General features: G+C 43.7%; 16 protein-coding genes. 6 read left to right on the top strand and 10 right to left on the bottom strand.

The genetic code is table 11. From position 1 onward, the window contains the following. From QUA24_RS19920 to QUA24_RS19910, 3 genes are all read right to left on the bottom strand, one after another. On the bottom strand, positions 1-2,555 hold a 2,555-nt coding region (locus QUA24_RS19920; RefSeq protein ID WP_333231507.1), incomplete at its 3' end, for a serine/threonine-protein kinase PknK. 165 nt (positions 2,556-2,720) lie between these two features. Then, positions 2,721-2,909 carry a hypothetical protein gene (locus tag QUA24_RS19915; RefSeq protein WP_333231505.1) on the bottom strand — a complete coding sequence of 63 codons (189 nt, stop codon included), beginning with the start codon at positions 2,907-2,909 and terminating at the stop codon, positions 2,721-2,723. Positions 2,910-2,914: 5 nt separating this feature from the next. After that, positions 2,915-7,774, bottom strand: a complete 4,860-nt coding sequence (locus tag QUA24_RS19910) for a CHAT domain-containing protein (RefSeq protein WP_333231503.1) — start codon at positions 7,772-7,774, stop codon at positions 2,915-2,917. 392 nt (positions 7,775-8,166) lie between these two features. Between QUA24_RS19910 and QUA24_RS19905 the strand changes: the two genes are divergently transcribed. Further along, positions 8,167-8,361 (top strand): hypothetical protein, encoded by a 195-nt coding sequence (locus tag QUA24_RS19905; protein WP_333162645.1) that lies wholly within the window; start codon positions 8,167-8,169, stop codon positions 8,359-8,361. A 105-nt stretch (positions 8,362-8,466) separates the two neighbouring features. Here QUA24_RS19905 and QUA24_RS19900 read toward each other — a convergent pair whose 3' ends face one another. After that, positions 8,467-8,757 carry a hypothetical protein gene (locus QUA24_RS19900; protein ID WP_333231501.1) on the bottom strand — a complete coding sequence of 97 codons (291 nt, stop codon included), beginning with the start codon at positions 8,755-8,757 and terminating at the stop codon, positions 8,467-8,469. A gap of 220 nt (positions 8,758-8,977) precedes the next feature. On the opposite strand from QUA24_RS19900, the gene QUA24_RS19895 reads away from it, so the two are divergent. The 3 genes from QUA24_RS19895 (at position 8,978) to QUA24_RS19885 (ending at position 13,128) form a co-directional block, all read left to right on the top strand. Next, positions 8,978-10,552, top strand: a complete 1,575-nt coding sequence (locus QUA24_RS19895) for a nucleoside transporter C-terminal domain-containing protein (protein WP_333231499.1) — start codon at positions 8,978-8,980, stop codon at positions 10,550-10,552. A 370-nt stretch (positions 10,553-10,922) separates the two neighbouring features. After that, positions 10,923-11,528: a DUF3318 domain-containing protein gene (locus tag QUA24_RS19890; RefSeq protein ID WP_333231497.1), complete on the top strand. Its 606-nt coding sequence runs from the start codon at positions 10,923-10,925 to the stop codon at positions 11,526-11,528. Beyond that, positions 11,512-13,128, top strand: a complete 1,617-nt coding sequence (locus QUA24_RS19885; protein WP_333231495.1) for a hypothetical protein — start codon at positions 11,512-11,514, stop codon at positions 13,126-13,128. The genes QUA24_RS19890 and QUA24_RS19885 overlap by 17 nt, the downstream gene beginning before the upstream one ends. A 146-nt stretch (positions 13,129-13,274) precedes the next feature. On the opposite strand, the gene QUA24_RS19880 is transcribed toward QUA24_RS19885, so the two are convergent. Further along, positions 13,275-15,071 (bottom strand): glycosyltransferase family 39 protein, encoded by a 1,797-nt coding sequence (locus tag QUA24_RS19880; protein WP_333231493.1) that lies wholly within the window; start codon positions 15,069-15,071, stop codon positions 13,275-13,277. 80 nt (positions 15,072-15,151) lie between these two features. Continuing rightward, positions 15,152-16,369, bottom strand: a complete 1,218-nt coding sequence (locus QUA24_RS19875; protein ID WP_333231491.1) for a glycosyltransferase — start codon at positions 16,367-16,369, stop codon at positions 15,152-15,154. Between the two features lie 140 nt (positions 16,370-16,509). On the opposite strand from QUA24_RS19875, the gene cofH reads away from it, so the two are divergent. Next, entirely contained in the window at positions 16,510-17,655 is a 1,146-nt protein-coding gene (cofH, locus tag QUA24_RS19870; RefSeq protein ID WP_333231489.1) for a 7,8-didemethyl-8-hydroxy-5-deazariboflavin synthase subunit CofH, read from the top strand. 44 nt (positions 17,656-17,699) lie between these two features. On the opposite strand, the gene QUA24_RS19865 is transcribed toward cofH, so the two are convergent. After that, a complete protein-coding gene (locus QUA24_RS19865; RefSeq protein WP_333231487.1) occupies positions 17,700-18,362 on the bottom strand; it encodes a Uma2 family endonuclease in 663 nt (220 codons plus the stop codon). 162 nt (positions 18,363-18,524) lie between these two features. Further along, entirely contained in the window at positions 18,525-18,788 is a 264-nt protein-coding gene (locus QUA24_RS19860) for a hypothetical protein (protein ID WP_172186722.1), read from the bottom strand. 215 nt (positions 18,789-19,003) lie between these two features. Between QUA24_RS19860 and QUA24_RS19855 the strand changes: the two genes are divergently transcribed. Beyond that, positions 19,004-19,246 (top strand): helix-turn-helix transcriptional regulator, encoded by a 243-nt coding sequence (locus QUA24_RS19855; protein WP_333231486.1) that lies wholly within the window; start codon positions 19,004-19,006, stop codon positions 19,244-19,246. 31 nt (positions 19,247-19,277) lie between these two features. Here the strand turns inward: QUA24_RS19855 and QUA24_RS19850 are convergent, their stop codons facing one another. Both QUA24_RS19850 and QUA24_RS19845 read right to left on the bottom strand, forming a co-directional pair. Continuing rightward, positions 19,278-20,219 (bottom strand): hypothetical protein, encoded by a 942-nt coding sequence (locus QUA24_RS19850; protein ID WP_333231484.1) that lies wholly within the window; start codon positions 20,217-20,219, stop codon positions 19,278-19,280. Then, positions 20,209-21,726, bottom strand: a complete 1,518-nt coding sequence (locus tag QUA24_RS19845; protein ID WP_333231482.1) for an AAA family ATPase — start codon at positions 21,724-21,726, stop codon at positions 20,209-20,211. Before QUA24_RS19845 ends, QUA24_RS19850 begins: the two co-directional genes overlap by 11 nt. Positions 21,727-22,009: the final 283 nt, after the last annotated feature.

The following is a 22,009-nucleotide window of genomic DNA, read 5'->3' as shown; positions in this document are numbered from 1 at the left end:
TTTAATCCCGATTGAACTGCTGCTTCATATTTACTCAGCAGAGTGTACTGCACGATCAAAATGTTGTATATTTCGGCCTTTTCTAGCTCAGATTTTGCCTGAGCAAATGCCACTTCTATTAAAGCTTCTGATTCTTCAAAATTGCCGTTTAAATATTCGGCTTCTGCCAGCTCCTTATGAAAGGTAAAAGCTAGTTCGTAGGAGTCTTGCCAAATATCGCCCGGCAAAATTTCTCGACCGAATTTTAAGTAGTCTCTGGCAGCAGCATAAGCCGTTGCATCTTTGGCTTTGCGAGCTGCTGTTAAATTTAAAATAGCTAGTTCAATTTTCTCGTGCTCATCAATGATTAAAGTCCGACCCGAATTCAAATGATCAGCAATTTCAAAAATTCTTTCGGCTCGTCGCTCAGGAGAAATATTTGCTAGTAATAGACGACCAATTTGTAGGTGAATTGCGGTTTGCAGTTTTGAGTCAATCAATGCGTAACCGGACTGCTGCACGCGGTCATGCAAAAATTTATAAGTAGTAATTACTAAGTCTGAGTTAATTATTTCTGATTCGGTAGCACCTAACTCAGAAGTAGTTAAGATTAAGCCCTCTTGGATGGCGGGCAATAGTTCTTGAAAGGTGGTTCCCCAAGATTTTTCGTTAATAATTGAAAGAGTGTTTAAGTCAAAACTATTACCCACGCAAGCAGCCAAACGCAAAACTTGCTGAGTTGATGCGGGCAGTCTTTTCAATTTTCCTAGCATCAATTCAATGACGTTATCAGTAATACCTACTGATTCAATTTCTGATATATTCCAATCCCAGTTTCTTTTTTGAAAGTTGAATTTCAGCAGGTTTTCTTGATAGAGAGTTTTGAGAAACTGATTGACAAAGAAAGGATTACCTTGAGTTTTATTGAGCACTAACTCGGCTAGGGGGAGTGCTGATTTTGTGTCTTTACGCAGGGTATCAGCAATTAAGTTAGCTATCTGGTGAAGGTGTAAGGGAGCTAAAGTAATTCGCTCGATTCTTGCACCTTGATTTTGCAGCTCGTCCAAAGTCATCATTAAAGGATGAGATGGGTTAACTTCGTTGTCTCGATAAGCACCAATTAGAAATAGATAGTTGGTTTGCTCATCTGCTATCATTACTTGTAGCAGTTTCAACGTGGCGGCATCAGCCCATTGTAAATCGTCGAGAAAGATGACTAAGGGATAGTCAACTGAACAAAAGACGCGGATGAATTTTTGAAAGACTAAATTAAAGCGGTTCTGTGCTTCTGTAGTGCCTAATTCTTGTACGGCTGGCTGTGGGCCAATGATTAATTCTACTTCGGGAATGACATCGACAATGATTTGACTATTAGCGCCAACAGCAGCTAATATTTTTTCTTTCCAGCTATTGAGTTGATTTTCGCTTTCTGTTAAGAGTTGCTTGACTAATGATTGAAAGGCTTTGACAACGGCGGCGTAAGGAATATTTCGTTGAAATTGGTCGAATTTTCCGGCAATAAAATAACCTCTGGCTTTAGTAATTGGTTTATAAACTTCTTGTACTAAGGCGGATTTTCCAATGCCAGAGTAACCGGATACTAGCATCATTTCGGTGCTGCCTCTGCTGACTCGCTCAAAGGCTGCTAATAAGGTTTCAACTTCTGTTTCTCTGCCGTAGAGTTTTTGAGGGATTTGAAACTTATCTGTAATATCTTTTTGGGCGATCGCAAAATCTGCAATTCCTGCCATAGTTTTTAATTGTTCTAGGCATTCTTCTAAGTCAGCGATAATTCCCCAAGGGCTTTGATATCTGGCTTCAGCAGTTTTCGCTAATAGCTTCATCACAATATCAGAAACAGCTTTAGGAATTTCTCGATTGATTTGATGGGGCGGTACTGCTTGTTTGGCAATGTGACAGTGGATTAATTCCATTGCATCGCTGTAATCCCATGGCAATTGCCGCGTTAGCAGTTCGTAAAAAGTGACTCCTAATGAGTAAAAATCAGTGCGATAGTCGATCGATCGGTTCATTCTGCCTGTTTGTTCCGGCGATATATAGCTAAGAGTGCCTTCTAAAACATTAGGATTTTTCAGGCTAGGATTTTCGCGCTTTAAAACTGTAGAGATGCCAAAATCTATAATTTGAACTCGCCCTGTGCTTGAGTTAATAATAATATTGCTGGGATTGATATCTTTATGAATAATTTTATGTCTATGAATTTCACCTAAAGCCCTGGTTATTTTAATAGCTGTTAATAAAAACTCTTCTAAGGTAAGTTGATGAGAAGCCAACAAGAGCTTTAATGAGTCTCCACCACAATCCTCGAAAATGATAGCCAAACTGTTATGGTATCTTTCTAAACTGTAGGTTTTAGGCACACTTTCTAGGTGAAGATTGTGTGTAATTTCGTATTCCTGCTTGTATCTGACTAACGAAGCTGGCATCGGATAATCTTGTTTGAGAAATTTGATAATTACCAGTTGGTTGTCTTGCTTTCTCAGTCCCCGGTAAACTAAAGAATTATTACTTTCATGGATTTGGTTGGTAATGTCGTAGCCCGGTAAGTTAATCATTCTTACATCCTCTTGTCAGTATTAATACTCAATTATTTTTTTAGCAATTGTTAATTAATTAAGTATATGTATTATCTAATACATAATAATATCCGAAAATTTAATAAAAACTTAAGTTTAAAAAGAAAAGTTATTGTTTATTAACATTTCTTAAAAATAAGACGGCTAAACGTTCCGGTCAGGAGTGCGATCGCTCCCCAGTTTCCTGCAAAATGCGGCAAAACAGAGTGAAGTGCGATCGCCCTTGGTCTTCATAGCAGATGTGGGAGTTGCATAATTAGAGTATAAATAGGGCGAATCACCATGCAATGAAAGCGAGTGCAAACCGGCTCTTTTTCCTTCTTCATTCAACATCTTCATTACCAAGGATTACCAATCATTGTAAAGGCGGCCCAATAATAAGGATGCAAAAGCACGCGATCGCCCCGCGCAGCAATTTCAGGAGGCAAAATTAGACTTTCAGAAAGCCCATCGACTCGCAGCATCCCGTCTTGAATCCGCACGCGCCCCCGCAGCATCTCCAATTGCGCGCGCCGCAAAGCCTCCGCTTTAATCATCAAATTGCCACCGCGTCTGGGGGTTCGCAACTGCCGATAAAACTCAGTCATCAGCCCCAAAGTCCCCTCATCGCTGACTTCCCACAAACTCGCCAAAGCCGATTTAGCACCGCTAGCTACCGCCAAACCCGCAAACCCTAACTCCGCATCTTCGTCGCCCAAAGCGGTACTGCACGCGCTTAAAACTAACAGATTCACCGGCGGTTCATTCCATCGCAACTGCCGCATTTGATCGATACGTAATTTAGTATCCCACAACTGAATGTAAGAATTTTTCGGTTCTCCGGGCTGGAATTCGCTGTGAGTTGCTAAGTGAATGATACCAAAAGGTCGATTTGCTCGCTGAGCTTGCAAATTTCCGAGAGTAAAATCTTGATTCAAAAATGATTTTCCCCGATCGGGCGGCGCGATCGACTCTAACTCCACCGGTACCGCTGGTAATGGCGCTTTATCTTCAAATACCGACGCCCCCATTGCCAAAACTTCATCATCCGCAATATTGTCGTAGCGAGTATCAGTTAAACTCAGACTCGGCATCACGCTAATGCTGTATTTCTCAACTAAAAAGCCTTTGCCGTCGTGAAGAGCCGCAAACGGCACGCTCCGCAAACCGGCTGCCGGAATTACAATTAAATTGTCAATTTTTAAAGCTGTCAATTCTGCAGCAACTGGCGCAATTAACCACCGATAAAGTTTTTGCGCGGTATCCAAATAACTAAGGCTGCTTCTTTTTCGGGGATTAGTTATTTCGCTTTGCAGGGCGTCGGCTAGTTGCAACACCTGCCAGCGCGTTGTCGCCGGAATTAAAACGCGCTGGGGTTGAGCGTTAGCTGTTACTAACACTAATTCTAAATACTCCCCATTAGGAACATCGGAAACTTCTTTGCCATCCGGCGGCAACCTCTGGGCAAACTTATCTTCTAAAGGATGAGGAGGCTGGGATGCGAGGTTTTTTCTCACAGGTAATAGATTAGATAAATCCTGACTAGCCACCAGCACCGAACCATTTTCTTTAGCCGCGCGTGCATCCGCTCTGCTGACCCAATTCATATAAATAATCGCAGATTTTATCCCGGTAATTTGTTCATTTTTGCGAAGATTTTCGTAAATTACCGACATATTACTAATCGGTCTTCTTGCGGGCAAGTCCAGATATTTTTCGTACTCGCGAGTAAAGGTTTGCTCAAACTCTAAAACTCCCGAACCAGCCCCATCTAATCTGCGAGAAGGAGCGAAAATATCCGGGCTAATTTCGGGAGTTTTGTATGGACTTTGCGATCGCAATTCTACTTGCACAGATGCAGGAAGTGACAGCGCCGGATCTGGATTTACGGGGACTACTGGCACTACAGGCGGTGCGGGAATTGGTTCGGGAATTGGTTCGGGAATTGGTTCGGGAATTGTTTCGGGAATTGGTGCAGGAGTAGAGGGCGCGGCCGGTGTAATTAGGGAAATCTGATTTGGTAAACTTCCTTGGGTGTAAGTTTGTCCAAAAGAAAAAGTGGGCAAAATGGCGTTTCCCGCGCCAGCATTAATGCTTCCCAGGGTTCCATTGTCGATCGCGCCGCCAACTACAAACGGTTGATCGATAGCGCCTCCGTGGCGAATTGCGATCGCCCCCGCCCCCGCACCTCCGGCAGTAGAAATACTCGAAGAATTGCCCGATATATCGTTGAAAACATTGTTCGAGCGAAACAAACCGAGGGTTGTCACATCAACGCTGCCACCAGTGCCACCAGTACCACCTTGAGCATTGATAAAGCCCAACTGAATGTTATCAGTCGCGTTCAGGGAAACGCCCCCGCCGTTGCCGTTTGAAGTGCCGCTGGAGTTGATATCTAGAGCCGAAATGCCCGCTTTCGAGGTGACATCAATATTTCCGCCGATAGCCCCCGAAGCGTTCAAAGCTCCGGCAGTTAAAGGCCCAGCATTGGTTTGGAGAGCGATCGCGCCTCCTGTGCCCGCCGATGACGAGTCGATCGCACCCGCAGCAACAGTATTCCCCTCAACCCGAATCCTCCCACCATTCGAGGTAATATTACCAGTCCGCACCTCCCCGCTTCCTTGCAGATTCACGCTGCCGCCATCCGTCCTTAAATTACCCTCTAGAAGGACGTTTTCTGCCTTGATATCGGCTCCCAAAGCGGCCGTGGTGTCCCCCCCGAAGGTAACGGCATCTCGCGCGTTAACGCTCAAACTTCGTGCTGTAATTGTGGAAGCAGCCCTCACGCTAGCAGCATCGGCCGAGAGCTGGCCCAACCTCTGAGTTTGACCGACTCTGCCATCAAAAGTAATGTTGCCACCAGCGCGCAGTGTCAAATTATTAGCCCGGCCCGGCGTGCTGTCGAGGGTATTGGCAAAAGTGATATTGCCGGTAGTGGCGGCTAGGGTGGCGCTGTGATCGACTGTGACGTTACTATTGAAAGTTATGTCGCCAGATGTCGCAATATTGCCCGAAACCTCGCTACGGCCGGCGTTGACATTCAAACTCGCCAGCGGTGCAGCTTGACCAACTGTAGCGCCGAACAGCACTCGTCCAGCGTCTAGTCTTAAGGCGTGAGATCCGTCTAGGCTACCGGAGAACAGAATGTTGCCGGTAACTTCCGTGCTTAAAGCCACGTCAGCATTGAGGGATGCGTTTCCTGTAAAAGTCAGATCGCCGCCGGATATCGTAATGTTGGCGCTGAGATCAGTTTGGGGGGCGTCGAGAGTCAAGCTAGCGCTGCCGCTTGTGTTCAGGGGATTGTCGATCCTGATCGAGCTGCCTTGAAGTGTCAGCGGGCTGTTGAAGGTAATGGGTGCGACGATCGCGATCGAGGAGCTGTTACCGTTTTCGCGCCCGATCGCGATCGAGCCGAAATCCCCCGCCAAAGCGCCGAGATCCCTTGCCGTCAAGTCCAAAATGCCCAAAATATCGCCGGTACCACCGATCCGGATTGCTCGGCTATCGTTGGGTTGCAAGCGAATTGTTCCCCCTGCACTGCTGATAGAATTGCTGCCGCCTCTGAAGTCAATGCCGTTACCAGTGATAGCGATATTGCCACCGTTGGCATTAAGTCCGCCCAGAGAGATGCTGCTGGCGAAAATGTTGATGTTGCCACCTTGAGTCTCGATTAAATCCTTGGGATCATTGACAACAAACACTCCGCCTGATCTAAATGTTACGGTGTCTCCCGTTCTTGCTTGCAGGGAAAGTTGGTTATCGGGTAAGTCTTGGAGGGTGATGTAGCCGGGGGTTTCTATAACCACGTTGCTGCCGACTGCCATCTGTTCCAACTGTACTTCTGAGATCGATGTTTCATTGGGTTCAGGTGCCGATGCGAGTTCCCCGCCAGATGGCGCGCTGGTGTCGCCGTTACCGCTGACGATCGTAATATTTGCCGGATCAAGCCACAGGTTGCCGATCGCACCGTTAGTCGCGCGGGTATCGACCTCTCCTTGGAAAGTTAAAGCATTTTTGCCGGAAACTTCTACTCTGCCGCCGTTACCTGCGGCAGTGCCCCCGCGAGCACTAATATTGCCCAAGAAGCGAGTTGTATTGTCTGACCAAATTACCGCAGTGCCGCCATTGCCGCGGTCGATCGCGTTTGCTGCGATCGTAGAATCAGGACTAACATAAGTTACCTGGGCGTTTGGCACTGGTTCCATCCCCTGGAAACCGCCTCCGACGCGCACAGTACCTCCGCCGTCTGTCCCGGAAGCATCGATATTTGCGCCGAAGAGTCCGACTTTTTCTCCTAAAATATTGACTGTGCCGCCAGCATTCCCAGAAGGGCCAAATACATTTACAGAACCGGAGACGATCGCACTTCCGGCAACTGCGGGCACTGTTTGGCCGCCAATCAGTACCAATTGACCTTGTTCGTTAGTCGTTAAACCTGTGGCTGACGCTAAGCCGGAGCCCGTCAGCAACTGAGGCAAAGAAACCGGGGCGATCGCCGAGTTTTCTGACTGCAAAGACGGAGTAATTTCTAAACTTAATACATTGCCAGCTTGACTGATACGGACTGCATTTTCTCCCGGAACAGCAGCCACAGTAATTTGACCGCCTGGAGCCGATAATTGTCCTGTATTAATAACTGTGCCACCGAGCAAAGTTAAACTTTGCCCGCTACCAACTGCCAAGTTTCCTGCATTGACAATTGCACCAACTTGTGAGTTATTAAAATTAAATTGATTGGGATTTCCCAGTAAAGCTTTGTAATCATTGATTCCGGCAGAATTGAACCAGCGATCGCCGAAGCCAATACCTGTAGCAGTTGTGGCGAAAAAAGACCCCGGCACGTTTAATCTAGCATTTTGGCCGAAGATAATTCCCGCCGGATTCATTAATAATAAATTGGAGTTACCGCCACTTACAGAAATCAGACCGTTAATGACGGAAGCATTGTCGCCGGCAATCCGCCCTAAAATATTTTGAATATTTGGATTAGTTAGAAAATTAGCAATTTGACCTTCTCTGAGATTAAATTGACTGAAGCTGTGAAACAGATTTGCCCCGTTTCCTGACAGTTGTCCGCCACTAATGTCTGTGCGGTTTTGCTCGGACTGAACAACAGTATTCGTGCCGTCAGTAGCGGGAACCACAGGTTGCGATCGCACTGCTAGCGGTAGCAGCCCAAAACCTAATGTCAAAATTAGAGCAGAACGAAAATAGGTCATTGGAGGAAGCTATTAGTCATTAGTTCTTAGTCATTAGTCATTAGCCGGAAGGAAGAGGGAATTTAGAAAAGCCAATTCTCCATTACCAATTTTAATCTCTTCTCGTTTTGATTTTTTTTGAGCTGTAATGTTCCGCAAAAGTGCCAATAAACTTAAAAAAGTCGATCGAACACCGCAACCACCGGGGGTCGATCGCACTCCAAAACCACCCGTTGCCAGAATGTCGGAAATTTAAGGCAAATTTTGTATTGATCTGTAACAAGTGTATTGACAAAATCCCCCCAGAGTCATAGGATTAGAGCACGGATTGGGTGGTAAAGTAAAAACCCACACAATAACTGGCTCCTCTAATAAAGTTAAAAACAAAATATTGATGCTTTTAGAGACCAACCATGCAAACTCCAGCTTTCCCATTTCTAACTGAACAAATAGTAGAGCGGATATTTTCGTCAGGCGAACTGACTCGCGATGACAGACAGCGAATTCAGTCAATGCTCTTAAATGAGTCGATCGGCGAAAATGAATTGAGCTTAATTGAAAGAGTCATGGAAGGCGTAGTCAAGGGAATACTTGACGTGATGAATTAGTTGATAACTAGCGCTAACATATCTCAATGTAGGGTGCGACCAGGCGCACCTTACCCTAATTTTAAATAAAATCGAAAAGCGAAAAGCGAAAATTCTGTCACCGTTCTAAAAATCATCATCCGGGCCGTCATCTGAGCTGTCATCTGAGCTCTGATCACGACGCACAAGTTCAGAAGGAGGCCTATCGTTACTCCAGGCCCACCACACGGAATCGCACTGGCAGCGGTAAAATTCTTGCCACTTACGGCGGTTGAACTCGGTGTATACTGGCGATCGGCGATTAATCCAGACCTCAGCGGCATCCGTGCAGCTAGCGCCACACTTGGGACAGCAAAACTCATTAGCGTGAACCGCCGTCGCAGTCCATTCAGGAGGATGTGGAGCAAAAGCTTCCATGTGTTAGAGTTTCTATCTAAACTGCTGGTAATTACGGCAAATCAAGGCTTGCTAAAGATCCGCAGAGTTCGGAATGACCTAAGCAATGACATCAGTACGCTGTTGAGTGCGTAATTTATCTGCCCGTTATTTTTTTTAGCATTTGCCGTCAGATGAATAGTATAACTGATGTGGTGCAAACCGTCGATCGGCATTCTCAACTATTTCAAGGACTAGGCTCATGTCTATCTACAATCTTATCTCGTTTCTGGGCATCTTTGGCTTGTGTGCGATCGCCTGGGTTTTTTCAGAAAACCGACAGTCGAAGTATATACCTTGGCGCGTCATCATCTGGGGCATTGGCCTACAATTAGTCTTAGGATTTTTAGTATTCCTGTTCCCCCCAACTCGCATCGCTTTAGAATGGTTTACTAGCTTACTGGATGGAGTATTCACCGCTGCTGACGCTGGAGCGAGGTTTGTATTCGGGAGCAATGTTGTACCCATACCTGGTAAAGAGCCGACAGTTAATTTAGGATATATTTTTGCCTTTCGAGCTTTACCGACAGTCATCTTTTTTTCGGGTCTCATGGCCTTGCTATACAACATCGGTGTGATTCAAATTATCACCGAACTTTTTGCCAAAATCTTTTATATGACAATGCGGTTGAGCGGTGCGGAAGCCCTCAGCGGTGCGGCTAATATTTTCGTAGGAATTGAAGCGGCAATTGTCGTCAAGCCTTATTTGCCGACAATGACTCGTTCCGAAATTTGTGCAATCCTCTCTTGCTGTTTTGGGACTGCCGCTTCTTCAACTTTAGCAATTTACGTTAGTTTTCTAAAGCCAGTTTTTCCCAATATTTTAGGGCATTTAGTTTCAGCCTCAATTATCGCCATTCCCGCTTGTTTTGTCCTCTCCAAAATCTTAGTACCCGAAACAGGCTTGCCCGTGACAATGGGTGGCATTCCCAAGGAAGAACCGAAGCCTCAAGGCCGCGAGTTTGTGGGGGAAGAAATTTCCGAAATGGATCGCGAAGAATTCAAACAAGAGACAGTTGGGGGAGAACCCATCGAACGAGTCAGCCCTTTGGATGCAGCGATAATTGGTGCATTGGACGGTGTAAAAATGGCGGTAGCCATTGCCGCTGTTTTGATTTTAATCTTAGGCTTAGTTTCCTTAATTAATCAATTTTTTGGCTGGCTGGCAATTTTGCCAAGTCCAATTGGTGACTTGTTCAAAGTTGTCACCTTAGCCAACATTATGGGAGTCTTATTTTATCCCCTGACGCTATTAACAGGAGTTCCATTAGAGGACTCTTGGCAAGCGTCAGTAATTATCGGTCGCCGGCTGTTAGAAACAGCCATTCCGCCCTATCAAAGTTTAGCAGAAGCGGGGGCAAAAGGACTCGTGAGCGATCGAACAGTTTTGATTGTCAGTTACGCCCTTTCCGGCTTCGCCCACCTCGCCTCCGTCGGCATATTTGTCGGTGGCACAATCGCCCTAATTCCATCCCGCCGCAAAGACATTTCCGAACTCGGTTGGAAAGCATTATTTGTCGGCACCTTAGCGACAATGATGATCGCTTGCATCGCCGGCACCTTTGACACCGGAGACGCCAGCATTTTAGGCGCTCAAACAGCTCCTGCGGCCCCGTTAGCCGCACCAGTTTCTCCAAAACCGCTTTCCTCCCCAACCGCGAATTCAAAGCCGTCAGTTGCCCCAGCAATTGCCAGCCCGAAGCCTTCGCCCAACGCCGAAAAAGCGACTCCCAGAGATCAAGAATCTCCCTCTCCCGCATCCAAGAAAAACCCTTAATTATCTTCTAAGAACTCGTAGGGGCTGGTTTCACACACAATATTTAACTCCCGTCAAAAATCTACATAAACCAGCCCCCACACAACGAATAACCTACATCAACTTTGATTTCGATCAAATGCGAAAATATAACTGTAAGAGGCAACTTACTGTTTTGGGCAGGTGTTACACATCCTCAATGATCGACAATTATTGTATGTGAAACCATTTCATACAGAGAGAAATGTAGGCGGGGAGTTACCGTTGGGCGGGTTTGAGAGATTGTCAAGTATCGACAAATATTGTAGGTAAACCTCCCTTACAAGCCGCTGATCGATATTATTGTTTTTTATGCAGATGCAATTACAAATTACCAATTACCCTAAAACTTATGAATCCCCAACCTGAAATTAGCCGCCTGTTAGATGTGATGCCCGCTTCCGGCCGCATGATGTGTAAAATTATTAATAAGCCACAACAATCAACGGTAATTGACTGCGATTTTCCTTTGCCTTGGAATCAATCTCGCCCGATTTATATTAATTTTGATTTGTGGCGGCTGCTATCTAAGCCGCAGCGGGATTTACTGCTATTGCGGAATGTAAGTTTTCTGTGCAGTGTTAAGTGGTTTAAACCGGATATTTATCAAGGTGCGGCTCTGGCGGGAATTGTCGGGACTGTTGTAGAATTGTTGCAGGGAGATGCGATCGGCACTGCGATCGCGGGCGGTTTGACGGGACTCGCCATGACTCGAATTTGGCGCGACAACCGCAGTTCCCAAGTAGAGTTAGATGCTGATGAAGGGGCGATTAGAGTAGCGGGAAGGCGTGGTTACAACGAAGCGGAAGCGGCCGGACATTTGCTTGGGGCGATCGAGGCTGTGGCGCAAATTGAAAAGCGCAGTTTGGATTTTAATGAGTTGATTCGGTGTCAAAACTTAAAGGCGATATCGGGTATTTCGGCCGTGGGCGTGCCCGATAGTGTCAGACAAGATTGAAATCAACTTAAATGCCAAGGAACTTATTTTAATTACATCGCGAGTACCAACTCACCTAGACGTTGACCTTTTACCAGATATTCATCCAATGAACAAGAAAACTGCATTAAGACTAATACCTTCAGAGATTAGCCACTCTACTTTTAACCAATTGTATAGCACTCTTGTTAATGCTTTAGAAGATATTGTTTGGGAAGTTCCATGCAAATCAGTAAATTTCTCACAATATCCTCAAGATTTAGCATACGATTATCTCTGGGCTTTATTTGTCGGAGAAAATATAGCTAGGTTTTGCCAGCCTATTTCTTTTCAAATGGACTATACAAATTTCCCCGTTAAAGTCTGTTTTGTTTTTAGACCTAAAGATTTAATAGGTTTAACTCAATATCTATGTTTAATTTTACCTGCATTTGATGAGGATGTAGTTTGGGATGACTTAGATACTGAACTCCAAAATATGTATGAATTATTTGTAGATAATCTAGAAAAAATTCCGCTTTCTTTTCCTGAGTTGGCTGACTCATACCTGGCTAATTTCGTGGTAGGAATAGATTATTTATACGAAGATGAAGAAGAGGAAGAACGAGATAAACTTATTAAAAAATTATACAACGATCATCCTGAGTGGCGTTATGGTTTCTGGCGTTCATTTGCAAGTAATAACGTCGGTTATGATTTTTATATTTCTAGCAACGCTTGGATAGTTCCGCTCAATGCACCTGTTGAAGAACTGCTCAAAAAATATGGTGGATTCAGGAATAATTTACCCTCATTAGAAGCGGCAGAACAGATATCATCATTAAAACTTGCTCCGATTGTTTTTAATAAAGCTAATATAGTCCTTTATCCTCTAAATAACATATATAATGCGCGAGAATGTGCGCGAGATGTTTGGTTTACAAGTATTGACTGTGAAGGCAGAAGAAGTCAGTCGGGAATTAAAGAATATCGACACTTTTATAATAATATTGGCTCTATTGAAAAGTTACTATTGTCTACGGAGGGAAATATTTTAATAGTATGTGATGAAGTTACTCAGTATGTTTTTTTCGAGGATTCCATAGGGAGAATTAAAAATGAAGTTATAGAAAAGTATTTAGATATAATTACGAAACTATCAGAGAGAGCAAGAATACTGCTAGGAAAACCCACTGAGATTGCTTGTCCTTGGGATGAGCTTGATGATGAACTGTTTGAACAGCTTTGCTACGACATTATCGAATACTACCATCAGCCGAGTAACATCCGAAAAATGGGAAAATCTCGATCTCGTGATGGGGGTAGAGATATAGAATTTCAAAAACCTGAGCGGATTGGTAAAAATACTGTTAAGTGGATTGTACAGTGTAAGTTGATTCGGGATAGTAGTTCGCTCACAGGTACTAAAATTAAAGTTTCCGATACTGTAGACCAGTATGGAGCAGGTGGATTCTGTGTAATGACTAGCGGCGTTATTGATAGTACGCTCTACGACAAGCTGGATGGTATTGCTAGCAATAAACGTATTGAGACAGATTGTTGGTCTAGGTTAGAACTAGAGCGTTTCTTAGCGAGGCATGTGGAAATTCGAGACAGATACTTCAGAAAAGGAATTTCCTAGTTAAATTGAACTTACTACAGCTCTCACTGAATTTGGTAATAGCTTTAGTAATAGTAGTTTCTTGAGTCATAAACTTGTTTATCTATCTACCTTCTCGATCGTATTATATTTTTAAAATCGGACCGGAGTTGCAGGCGCTCGCCAAATCAGGAACAATGATAAACGTGATATTCATACCCATCCACCGCAGGGAAATCGCGCGATTCAACCTGACATTTTTGTCCTTCTAGATTGACAGGTGCGCGAAAATTAACCAACCACAAATCAAGCGGACGTTCTAATTGACTGAGTGTTTTGTCAAGTGTCCCTGCCGCTATTTCCGGGGCATCCCTTCTCTGATTAGCCAAAAGAAACAGCGGAGAATCAAAGGCTTTAACTTCTTCTTTCTTCATTACATCCGTTACATAAGCTACATCCCCTACAAAATCCGTTGCCGAACTTCTTTCCCATTCCCACCCTATCCCCATCAACTCTCCTATTTCTACATGAGTTTTTTGAGTAGTGGCAATTAACACGGGAACTTTCGATAATTCGCGAATAATCGGAATTAAAAGGTCGGGTTTGTAATATTTGCGATAGCCGAGATTGGAATTTACTGTGACACCGCTAAAAAAACCCATTGCTAAAATTAGCACCACTGCTTTTTTGCCCGGAACTTCGATCGCCCGTAAATTAAACGATTGACTTTTTGCTGTAGGTGTGTTAAAAATAACCGCCAAGGTTGCTCCTAAAAGCAATATCACCCCCGGAAAGTAGACGAAATTGTATCGTGCGCCGCGAGTTAGGTCAATTCCGAGAATATATGCAAAGCTGAAAAATAGGAAAATGGCTCCTAGCACAAATCCGCCGAAAATAACAGTACCTAAACGAGTATCGGTTGTTTTTAAGGAAGTTTTAAGAGCGCCTCGCAGCAGGGGAAGCGCCCAGATCAAAAATATTGCCATTACGATCGCCGATGCTACTACTACTGCCAAATTTGGCGATTCCACCGGCAGCAGAGAGATGACAGTGATCCATCCAGCTAAAGCTTGAAAAATCGGCGCGATCCAATTTAAAAATGTGCGATCGCCGCTGACAATCCAATTAGTTAGTTCGCTGCCGTATTTATTGGACAAAAATACCGGCAACCAAACTAAACCGCCAGCTAAAGTACCGATCGCTACTGCGAAAAACCGCCAGAGGATTTGAAATTGCCAAATATTAGGCTGCTGGCTGTTGTCAATTGGCAAATTTCCATTAAACTGCTGCCAGATTACAGCAATTAATGCTATTGCTTCCGCACACAAAGCCAGTGTAAAAAAATAGTGAGCCGCAATTCCCAAACAATTAACAACTACCCAAAGTAGCACCGCCCAAATAGGGAGAGGAGCGCGCTGTTGCAGCTTTTTTGCGGCTAATATGAGGCAAAAAAGAGAGGCAATAACTAATAAGATTCCTAAAGTGTAATGGCGAGCTTCTTGAGCGAGATAAATGCCGTAGGGAGAAACTGCCATCATCGCGGCTGCACATTGACCGACTAAACGAGAACTAAAAGCAAATTTCCCCAAAAAGTAGATAGCTGGAACTGAAATCACGCCCAATAATGCAGGAAGAGCTCGCCCTATCCAAACTAAACTATCCTCGGTCGGCCCAAACAGTCGCATCCACCAGTGGGCGAGCATAAAATACACTGGTGGATGGTTGCTTTCTAGCAGCAAATTGCGGAGCACGTCGGCGGTGTCAGCATCGGGGCGCAATTGTAGGGGTTGTAATAATGTAGAAAGGTCGATCGCGCGATCGATCGGCACACCGCGAAAACTGTTGCCCAAACTAAACACTAGAGTAGAAAACTCATCCGTCCACAGCGGTTTCAAGTCCAAATTGGCAAAGCGCAAAATAAAGGCGATCGCAGTCCATAGAAATAGCAACAACAGTTGTTTGTTCTTAATCATTAATTCAGTCATCTAAAGGCAGTTGGCAGTTGGCAGTTGTCAGTGGTTAGTTGTCAGTTCTAATAAGAACTAACAAGTAACCAAACTAAAAGCTATTTTTGAACGTCCGTCACCCGCCAACTCAGTTTCATATTGATCCAGAAATTCCACAGAGTCACAGTCGCGATCGCAATCAACTTAGCGCAATATTCGTTTACCTTAAAAACATTAAACAGCAGATTCACCAGCAGCACATTTATAATCAAGCCAATCAAACAAATCACATTAAATTTCAACAGCCGTTTCAAGCGCTGGCGGTTTCCAGGCTGCCGCTTAGAAATATCACGAAAAGTCCATAAATCATTCCACAAGAAATTATTGATAATTGCCACTTCAGCAGAAAAGATTGCACTGCGAGTCAGCCCCAAACCAAGGACAGTCCGCAGCAGGCAAAAAACTCCCATATCGACAAACACACCGCTGAAACCAACCACGCCAAACCGCAGGAATCGGCCCATCGGCCAGCGGGCAAGCCGCAACCGAAGCAAATGTCGCAAATAGTCAATATACTGTTTCCAGGTAACTTTGCTCTCGCCTTCTTGCCGCTCCTGAAACACGTAACCAACTTCTCCAATCCAGCGGATGTCCCCCCTGCCGAGCACTTCAATCAATATTTTGTAACCAGCAGGATTCATGGTTTTGCCGGCTATGCAACTGCGGCGCACCATAAAATAGCCACTCATCGGATCGGAAACTCGGCCCACCACTCCCGGCAGAATCACCAACCCCACGGTTTGAGCGCCCCGCGATAAAAATCGCCTGACAACGCTCCAGTCGCTCACCCCACCCTCGCCCACGTGACGACTGGCAGCAGCTAAATCTGCTCCCCGCTGAATTTCTGCTAAAAGCTGCAACAGCGTCTCCGGGGGATGCTGCAAGTCGGCATCGATGACGCCCAAAACCTCACCGCGAGCGACCTGCCATCCGCGAATTACCGCTGTGGAAAGTCCCCGCTCCTCTTCCCGGCGCATTACCCGCAATTGCGGATATTCCGGTGTCAGGGACAGGGCGACTTCCCAGGTGCGATCGGGGCTGTCGTCATCGACTACAATTAATTCGTAGTTGCGGGGAAGGATACCATCAAGCAATTGGCTCAATTTTTCCACAATACTCTGGATATTCCTGCGCTCGTTGTACGTGGGAATTACCAGGGAAAAATAAATTGGTGGTGTGCCTGCGTTTACAAAAGTTGAACCGAAAGTCTGTATAGCAGGAATTTGCAAAGGCCCCGACGGCACTGGCAAGACCTGATTTGGTTGGTAGCTGCCCATAATTTGAGTGTTCAGAAAGTTAAGAATAGTTTGGTAGCACTTGAGATTGTAAAATATCGTTCCTCCATAATTGATTAGTTAAAATATAAAAACGGCTTAATTCTAGTCAGTAATTCTGTAGCTGAGTTAAAAAGAAAACTGTGGATGCAATTCTCGATCGAGTTTTACAAGGTTATAACATTTCTGCTGCAGAAGCCTTGGTACTTTTGCAGCAAAGAGATCCAGACGTGCGAGCTTCTATTCAAACAACCGCTGACTTGCTCCGCCGCCGACAATCAGGGGATACTGTCACCTACGTTATCAATCGGAATATTAACTTTACTAACATTTGCGAGCAGCATTGCAGTTTTTGTGCATTCCGCCGCGACGAGGGAGATGAGGGTGCTTTTTGGTTAGATGCAGCTCAAATTCAGGAAAAGGCAACTGATGCAGTGCAGCGGGGTGCAACGGAAATTTGTATGCAGGGGGGCTTAAATCTTCAAGCTAAGCTGAACGGCGCATTTTTACCTTATTATCTACAATTGGTGAAAACTATTAAGGATAAGTTTCCTCAGTTGCACTTGCACGCTTTTTCGCCGCAAGAAATAGAATTTATTGCCAGAGAAGATAATCTTAGTTTCAGCTATGTAATTTCGGCTTTGCAGGATGCGGGAGTCGGTTCGATGCCGGGAACCGCGGCGGAAGTTCTCGACGATTCTGTGCGACGGGTGATTTGCCCGGAAAAACTAAATTCGGCAACTTGGCTGGAAATTGTGGGAACTGCTCACAGTCTGGGTTTGCCGACAACGAGTACGATGCTTTGCGGGCATATTGAGACGGCCCAACAGCAGGTTTTGCATTTAGAAAAAGTGCGATCGCTCCAACAAGCTGCGATCGACCAAAACTATGGGGCACGCATTACAGAATTTATTTTACTACCATTTGTCGGACAGGAAGCACCGGCTCCTTTGCGGAGTCGAGTCGGCCGCGACCAACCAATTTTAGCAGATACATTGTTACTCACCGCTGTATCGAGAATTTTCTTAGGCAATTTGATTTCCAATCACCAGCCGAGTTGGGTAAAATTAGGTTTAGATGGAGCTACAGAAGCGCTGAAATGGGGCTGCAACGACATCGGCGGTACATTGATGGAAGAGCATATTACAACGATGGCCGGTGCGGTTGGCGGCAGTTGTCAATCTGTCGAAGATTTGCAAAATGCGATTCGTTCTTTGGGGCGGAGTTATCAGCAAAGAGATACAATTTATCGACCTTTAGGGGTTGACAATTTGGCAGTAAGTGTGTGATTTTTTGGATGCGAAGTGCGAAGTGCGTAACGCATCCTAGGAGTTTAGCCGTTAGCGAAGCCCTCGGAGAGGATCGCACTTTCAAATTCTTCTAGCGCTTGACAACTTCCCACCTGTAAAGCACGTTCTACCGCAGTGGGGATAAGTTGTGCGATCGCGATTTCTGGAAAATTCGGACTAATATCCGATTCTACATACTCTCCATCTTGCAGCAAATAAATGCGAAGTCTGCCGCTGTCATAAACCCATACTTCTGGAACTCCAATAATTTTATAGGCATCGATCTTAGTTTTAGAAGTAACATCCGTCTCAATTGCCAAATCGGGCGGCGGGTCGTCCGGTAAAAGTCGGCGGCGGCTAATCATCCGCTGATAATTTAGAATATAAAAGCAAGCATCAGGTTCAACTCCTGCTGCACCTTCCCGTTTGAAAGTAGTAGAACCAAAGGGTTCATATCTTCTGCCCGCTGACTTGAGTAAATTTTTTACAATATCGGAAATTAAATCTTTCGGAATTTCGCGTTCTAGTAAGGGAACCATAATTTCTAAGGTACTGTTGCTGTAGGCAATTCTGGTCCTTCGTTTTTCCCCTAATTCCTGCAAAATCGACTCAAATTCCAGCCAAGTTATATTGGGAATAGTTCCGACACTACCGGGAGAAAGCGTTATTTGGCTAACGGGTTTTAGGACGGGGGTGATAACAATCATAAGCTGAATTGCGAGCTAGTTGTTAAGTTTGTGCGGGCAGGCAGGATGCCTACCCCACAATAGTTTTTGGATATATCTGTTGAGTTTAGCACGGGGAACGAGAAGAGATTCGCGATCGCACTTTTGACTCAATTCTAGAAACATCGATCGCACATTTAGACTTCATTGCAGGCGGATTAATTTGACTAACAGACTCATGATTTCTCCCTGATCGGGTGTAATAATGATGCGGTTGTCGGGAATGGCGATCGGATGAGTCCAACGAACAGCTTCTTCGTAGCGCAATGCGTGCAGTTGGTGGATAGTTCGGCGTACCCCCAGCGGCGAACCGATGATGACGTGACGGACTGCTTCGCGATCGCCCTCAAAGGTTTGGTTGGTTAAAACATTGGGCGATGTTTGGTTCGATGATGAATCTTGCAACATAGCTTTGACTGATAATTTTGGATAGGTTTGATGCTTTGTAACGGTAAAACCGCGTACAATAACAAGTTGAAGAAAAGACAGCAATTCCCCTAAAGCACAAGTGGCTTAGCTGGTGCTGTGTAATCTCTCTTGCTATAAGCGTAAATTAAATAACGGTATGCGTCAACGTATTTAATAAAACCGTGCATTTTTTAACATAAAGTAACAAATAGCCTATGGAAATCTCAGAAAGAGCCGAGCGATCGCCCCTAATGCGACTGAGAGTTCAGCGGTTTTTGACTCAAAAGCAGCTAGCAGAAGCACTTGGAGTCACGGAAGCGACGGTAAGGAACTGGGAATCCGGGCGATCGGTACCGAAGCTAACGCCTGTTCAATACAAGAAGTTGCTAGAGATTCTGCAAATTACCTCTGCTGAATTACCCGATCAATTTGGTTTTCCTAGCGATGCTGATGGATAGAAAATGAAACATTATAATCGATGTGTTTTATTTAAACGAAGTCATGCAATGTTTTGAAAAAAAAAGGAATATGATACTTAACATCGCTATTTTGCTGGGAATAAAATTCCCCAATTTTTAACGAGAGTTGGTCTCTAAATTGGCGATCGTTACCGCTCCAGTCAACGGGTGGCTTGATTTCTCCCCAATAATCCTTAGCTTTTTTAATTGTGAGCAAAGCCATAATTAATTGATGCTTGCACGTTTCATCGGAGGTATTTTGAAACTCAGTTTTCCATGAATCTTGTAATCTATTTAAGTCCGCACAATTTAAACAATGATTGATGCGATTGAGCGCTCTCTGTATGTTAAGGTTATTCTTCAAGTCGGGATCGCTACTAATTTTATCAGCCATATCCATATAAATACTATTCACTTCAACAGGATTATCCTGATACATCGGAGGATGAGGATAATCATCAAATATTGATTGAAGCTCAGGTGTAAGAAAATATGCTTCTTTATGAATTAACCCTGTAATCCATATCCGGTGCCGTTTTGCATTTTGCGATCGCACCTCCGATTTTTCGTAAAGATCGCAAAAAATTGCTTCTGTATCGGGAAAAGGGTAATCATCAATCTTTTGCAGGTGCAAGTCCAAATCTATCATTGCAAAAAGTCGATCGGGCTCTAAATACGAGTTAGCGGTATCCTGTTTGTGTAATGTTAAAAGCTTCAAATAAGTATTTATTACACTTGCGCGATCGCCACAGTTGAAAAATTGTGGCAGCTTTTCTCTCCACCATCTCGGAACGCAAGCCTTATAAAAGTTGGCATCCGGCATTTCCTCCATTTTTTTATAAGCTTGAGGCGATCGCCTACCCTCGATATCGGAAATAGGGCCTTCGCATAGCACCACAATTCTGTTGTTAATTCTGTGAGATTGAAGAATTGCCTCACAATGTTGTTTTAGCTGTTCTGGATTAAGACTCATTTGTAATATTAGATTGTTGTTTGAGCAGTTTTGGCTCGATTTCTTTAACGTGAGCTGGTGTCAAAGCTTCACACAATGCGTAGGAGTGAGTTGCTAGAATATATTGATTGCTGGGAGTCCACTCTTTGAGGTCTGATATAATTTGATATTGCCAATCTGGATGAAAAGCTATTTCAATTTCATCCATCAAAACAATAGCATCTTCTATGTTGCGGAACTTGAGCCATAGATAAATGCTGAGTCTTTTTAGTTCGCCGTGACTTAAATCTTCTGGATATAGTTCTATAGTTTCACCATTTTTCTCTAATTTTAAATTTACTCCCGAAAGGTCTTTGTCAATATTTATTGTTTTACAGCTTAATAAAAAGCTTAATTCATTTACTAAGGTTTGATAGCTGTTACCATATTTACCTGTTTCTCTAGCTTCTTTAATATCTTTATCTATAGCAGCTTTAAAGGCTTCAATGAGTAAATCTACATCCAGGAAGTCATAAGTAAAAAATCCTTTTAATTGAGATTTTGATTTTTTAATTTTATCGAAATAATGCTCATTTGTCTGACTATGACTTTTAAATAATAGTTCTCTAGCAGATCTATCTAGGAATAGAAAAACTTGTGTGGAGGGAGCTGCTAAAAATATTTTTTCTGAAAGTCTGTTTAAAAAATCGTTGGTTTCTTTCCTATCTATATTAATTAAATTACAGAGTAAAGCTTCATTTTGCTGATCATTTGAATTTTTTCCACTTGAATAGTTACATATATATGTCATATTTTTTTCTGTTAAATGTTCAACGATCTTTTTCCAAACTTCCTCACAGCTTCTATAGGTACTTTTCAAATTATTTAGATTATTTTCAACTTCTTGTAGTCTGTATTTTATTTCGTCTTGAAACCTTTCAATTTCTTTAATAGATACATTTTTTTTGGAGTTGACAACAGATATTAATGCTGAAACTCTTGAATTTGATACCAATTGTTGAATCCACATAAATTCTTTTTTAGCCGTGTCAAACCTTTGTTCATTGTCTTCAATGTTTTTGATTGTATCTAATCGATGACTACTCTGTGTTAAGCTATTATTTACTGCTTCTAAATCGGCAATTTGTTTTTCCATTCCTTTAAATTGTGTTACAGGATAAAAAGTGATATCTTCTGTATTTTTGATTTTAATATTTAAAGACGCGGACTTTTTGAGAAAAGAATTTTTGCAAGCAAAAAAAATAATTTGAACTATTTTTTTTTCATTCCAAATATCAATAATTGCTAAGTTTTTTTTATCTTCTCCCTCAGCCACTTTAAATCCTTGTATCAAGTTTTGTAAAAATGGTTTTTTATCGTCATCCACAGAACAGTGCAGCAACCCAAAAATTAACTGCAACAGCGTACTTTTCCCGCCGCCATTTTGACTTCCCAGCGGAAAAATTTTAGGAAAAAAATCTTTTTCAAAAGTGATGTCAATGTCCTTTAAACCGCGAAAGTCAGGAACTTGAACTCGTAGCAAGTGCATAATAAACTCCTGGTGTTGGGTTGCATTTTTTATTTAAACCCTGAGCCACAATCATTTTAGATTATAACTCACATCTTTTACTATTTTCATGAACAGACTTTCCGGCCTGTTCCACAACATATTAAATTAATGCTTTTTCGCTGATTCCGGCAGTCCGCCAGGGGTTGAAACCCCTGTCTCAAAGCTAAAGTCCTCTGAAGAGGACTGAAGAACTCATTAGTCCTCTCCAGAGGACTTTAGCTATTAGCCAGGGAATTCATTCCCTGGCGGACTGGGGGCCTTT

The organism is Microcoleus sp. Pol12B5, from assembly GCF_036701335.1.
In the GTDB taxonomy this organism is placed as follows: Bacteria; Cyanobacteriota; Cyanobacteriia; order Cyanobacteriales; family Microcoleaceae; genus Microcoleus.
This window is presented reverse-complemented; position numbering and strand designations above follow the sequence as displayed.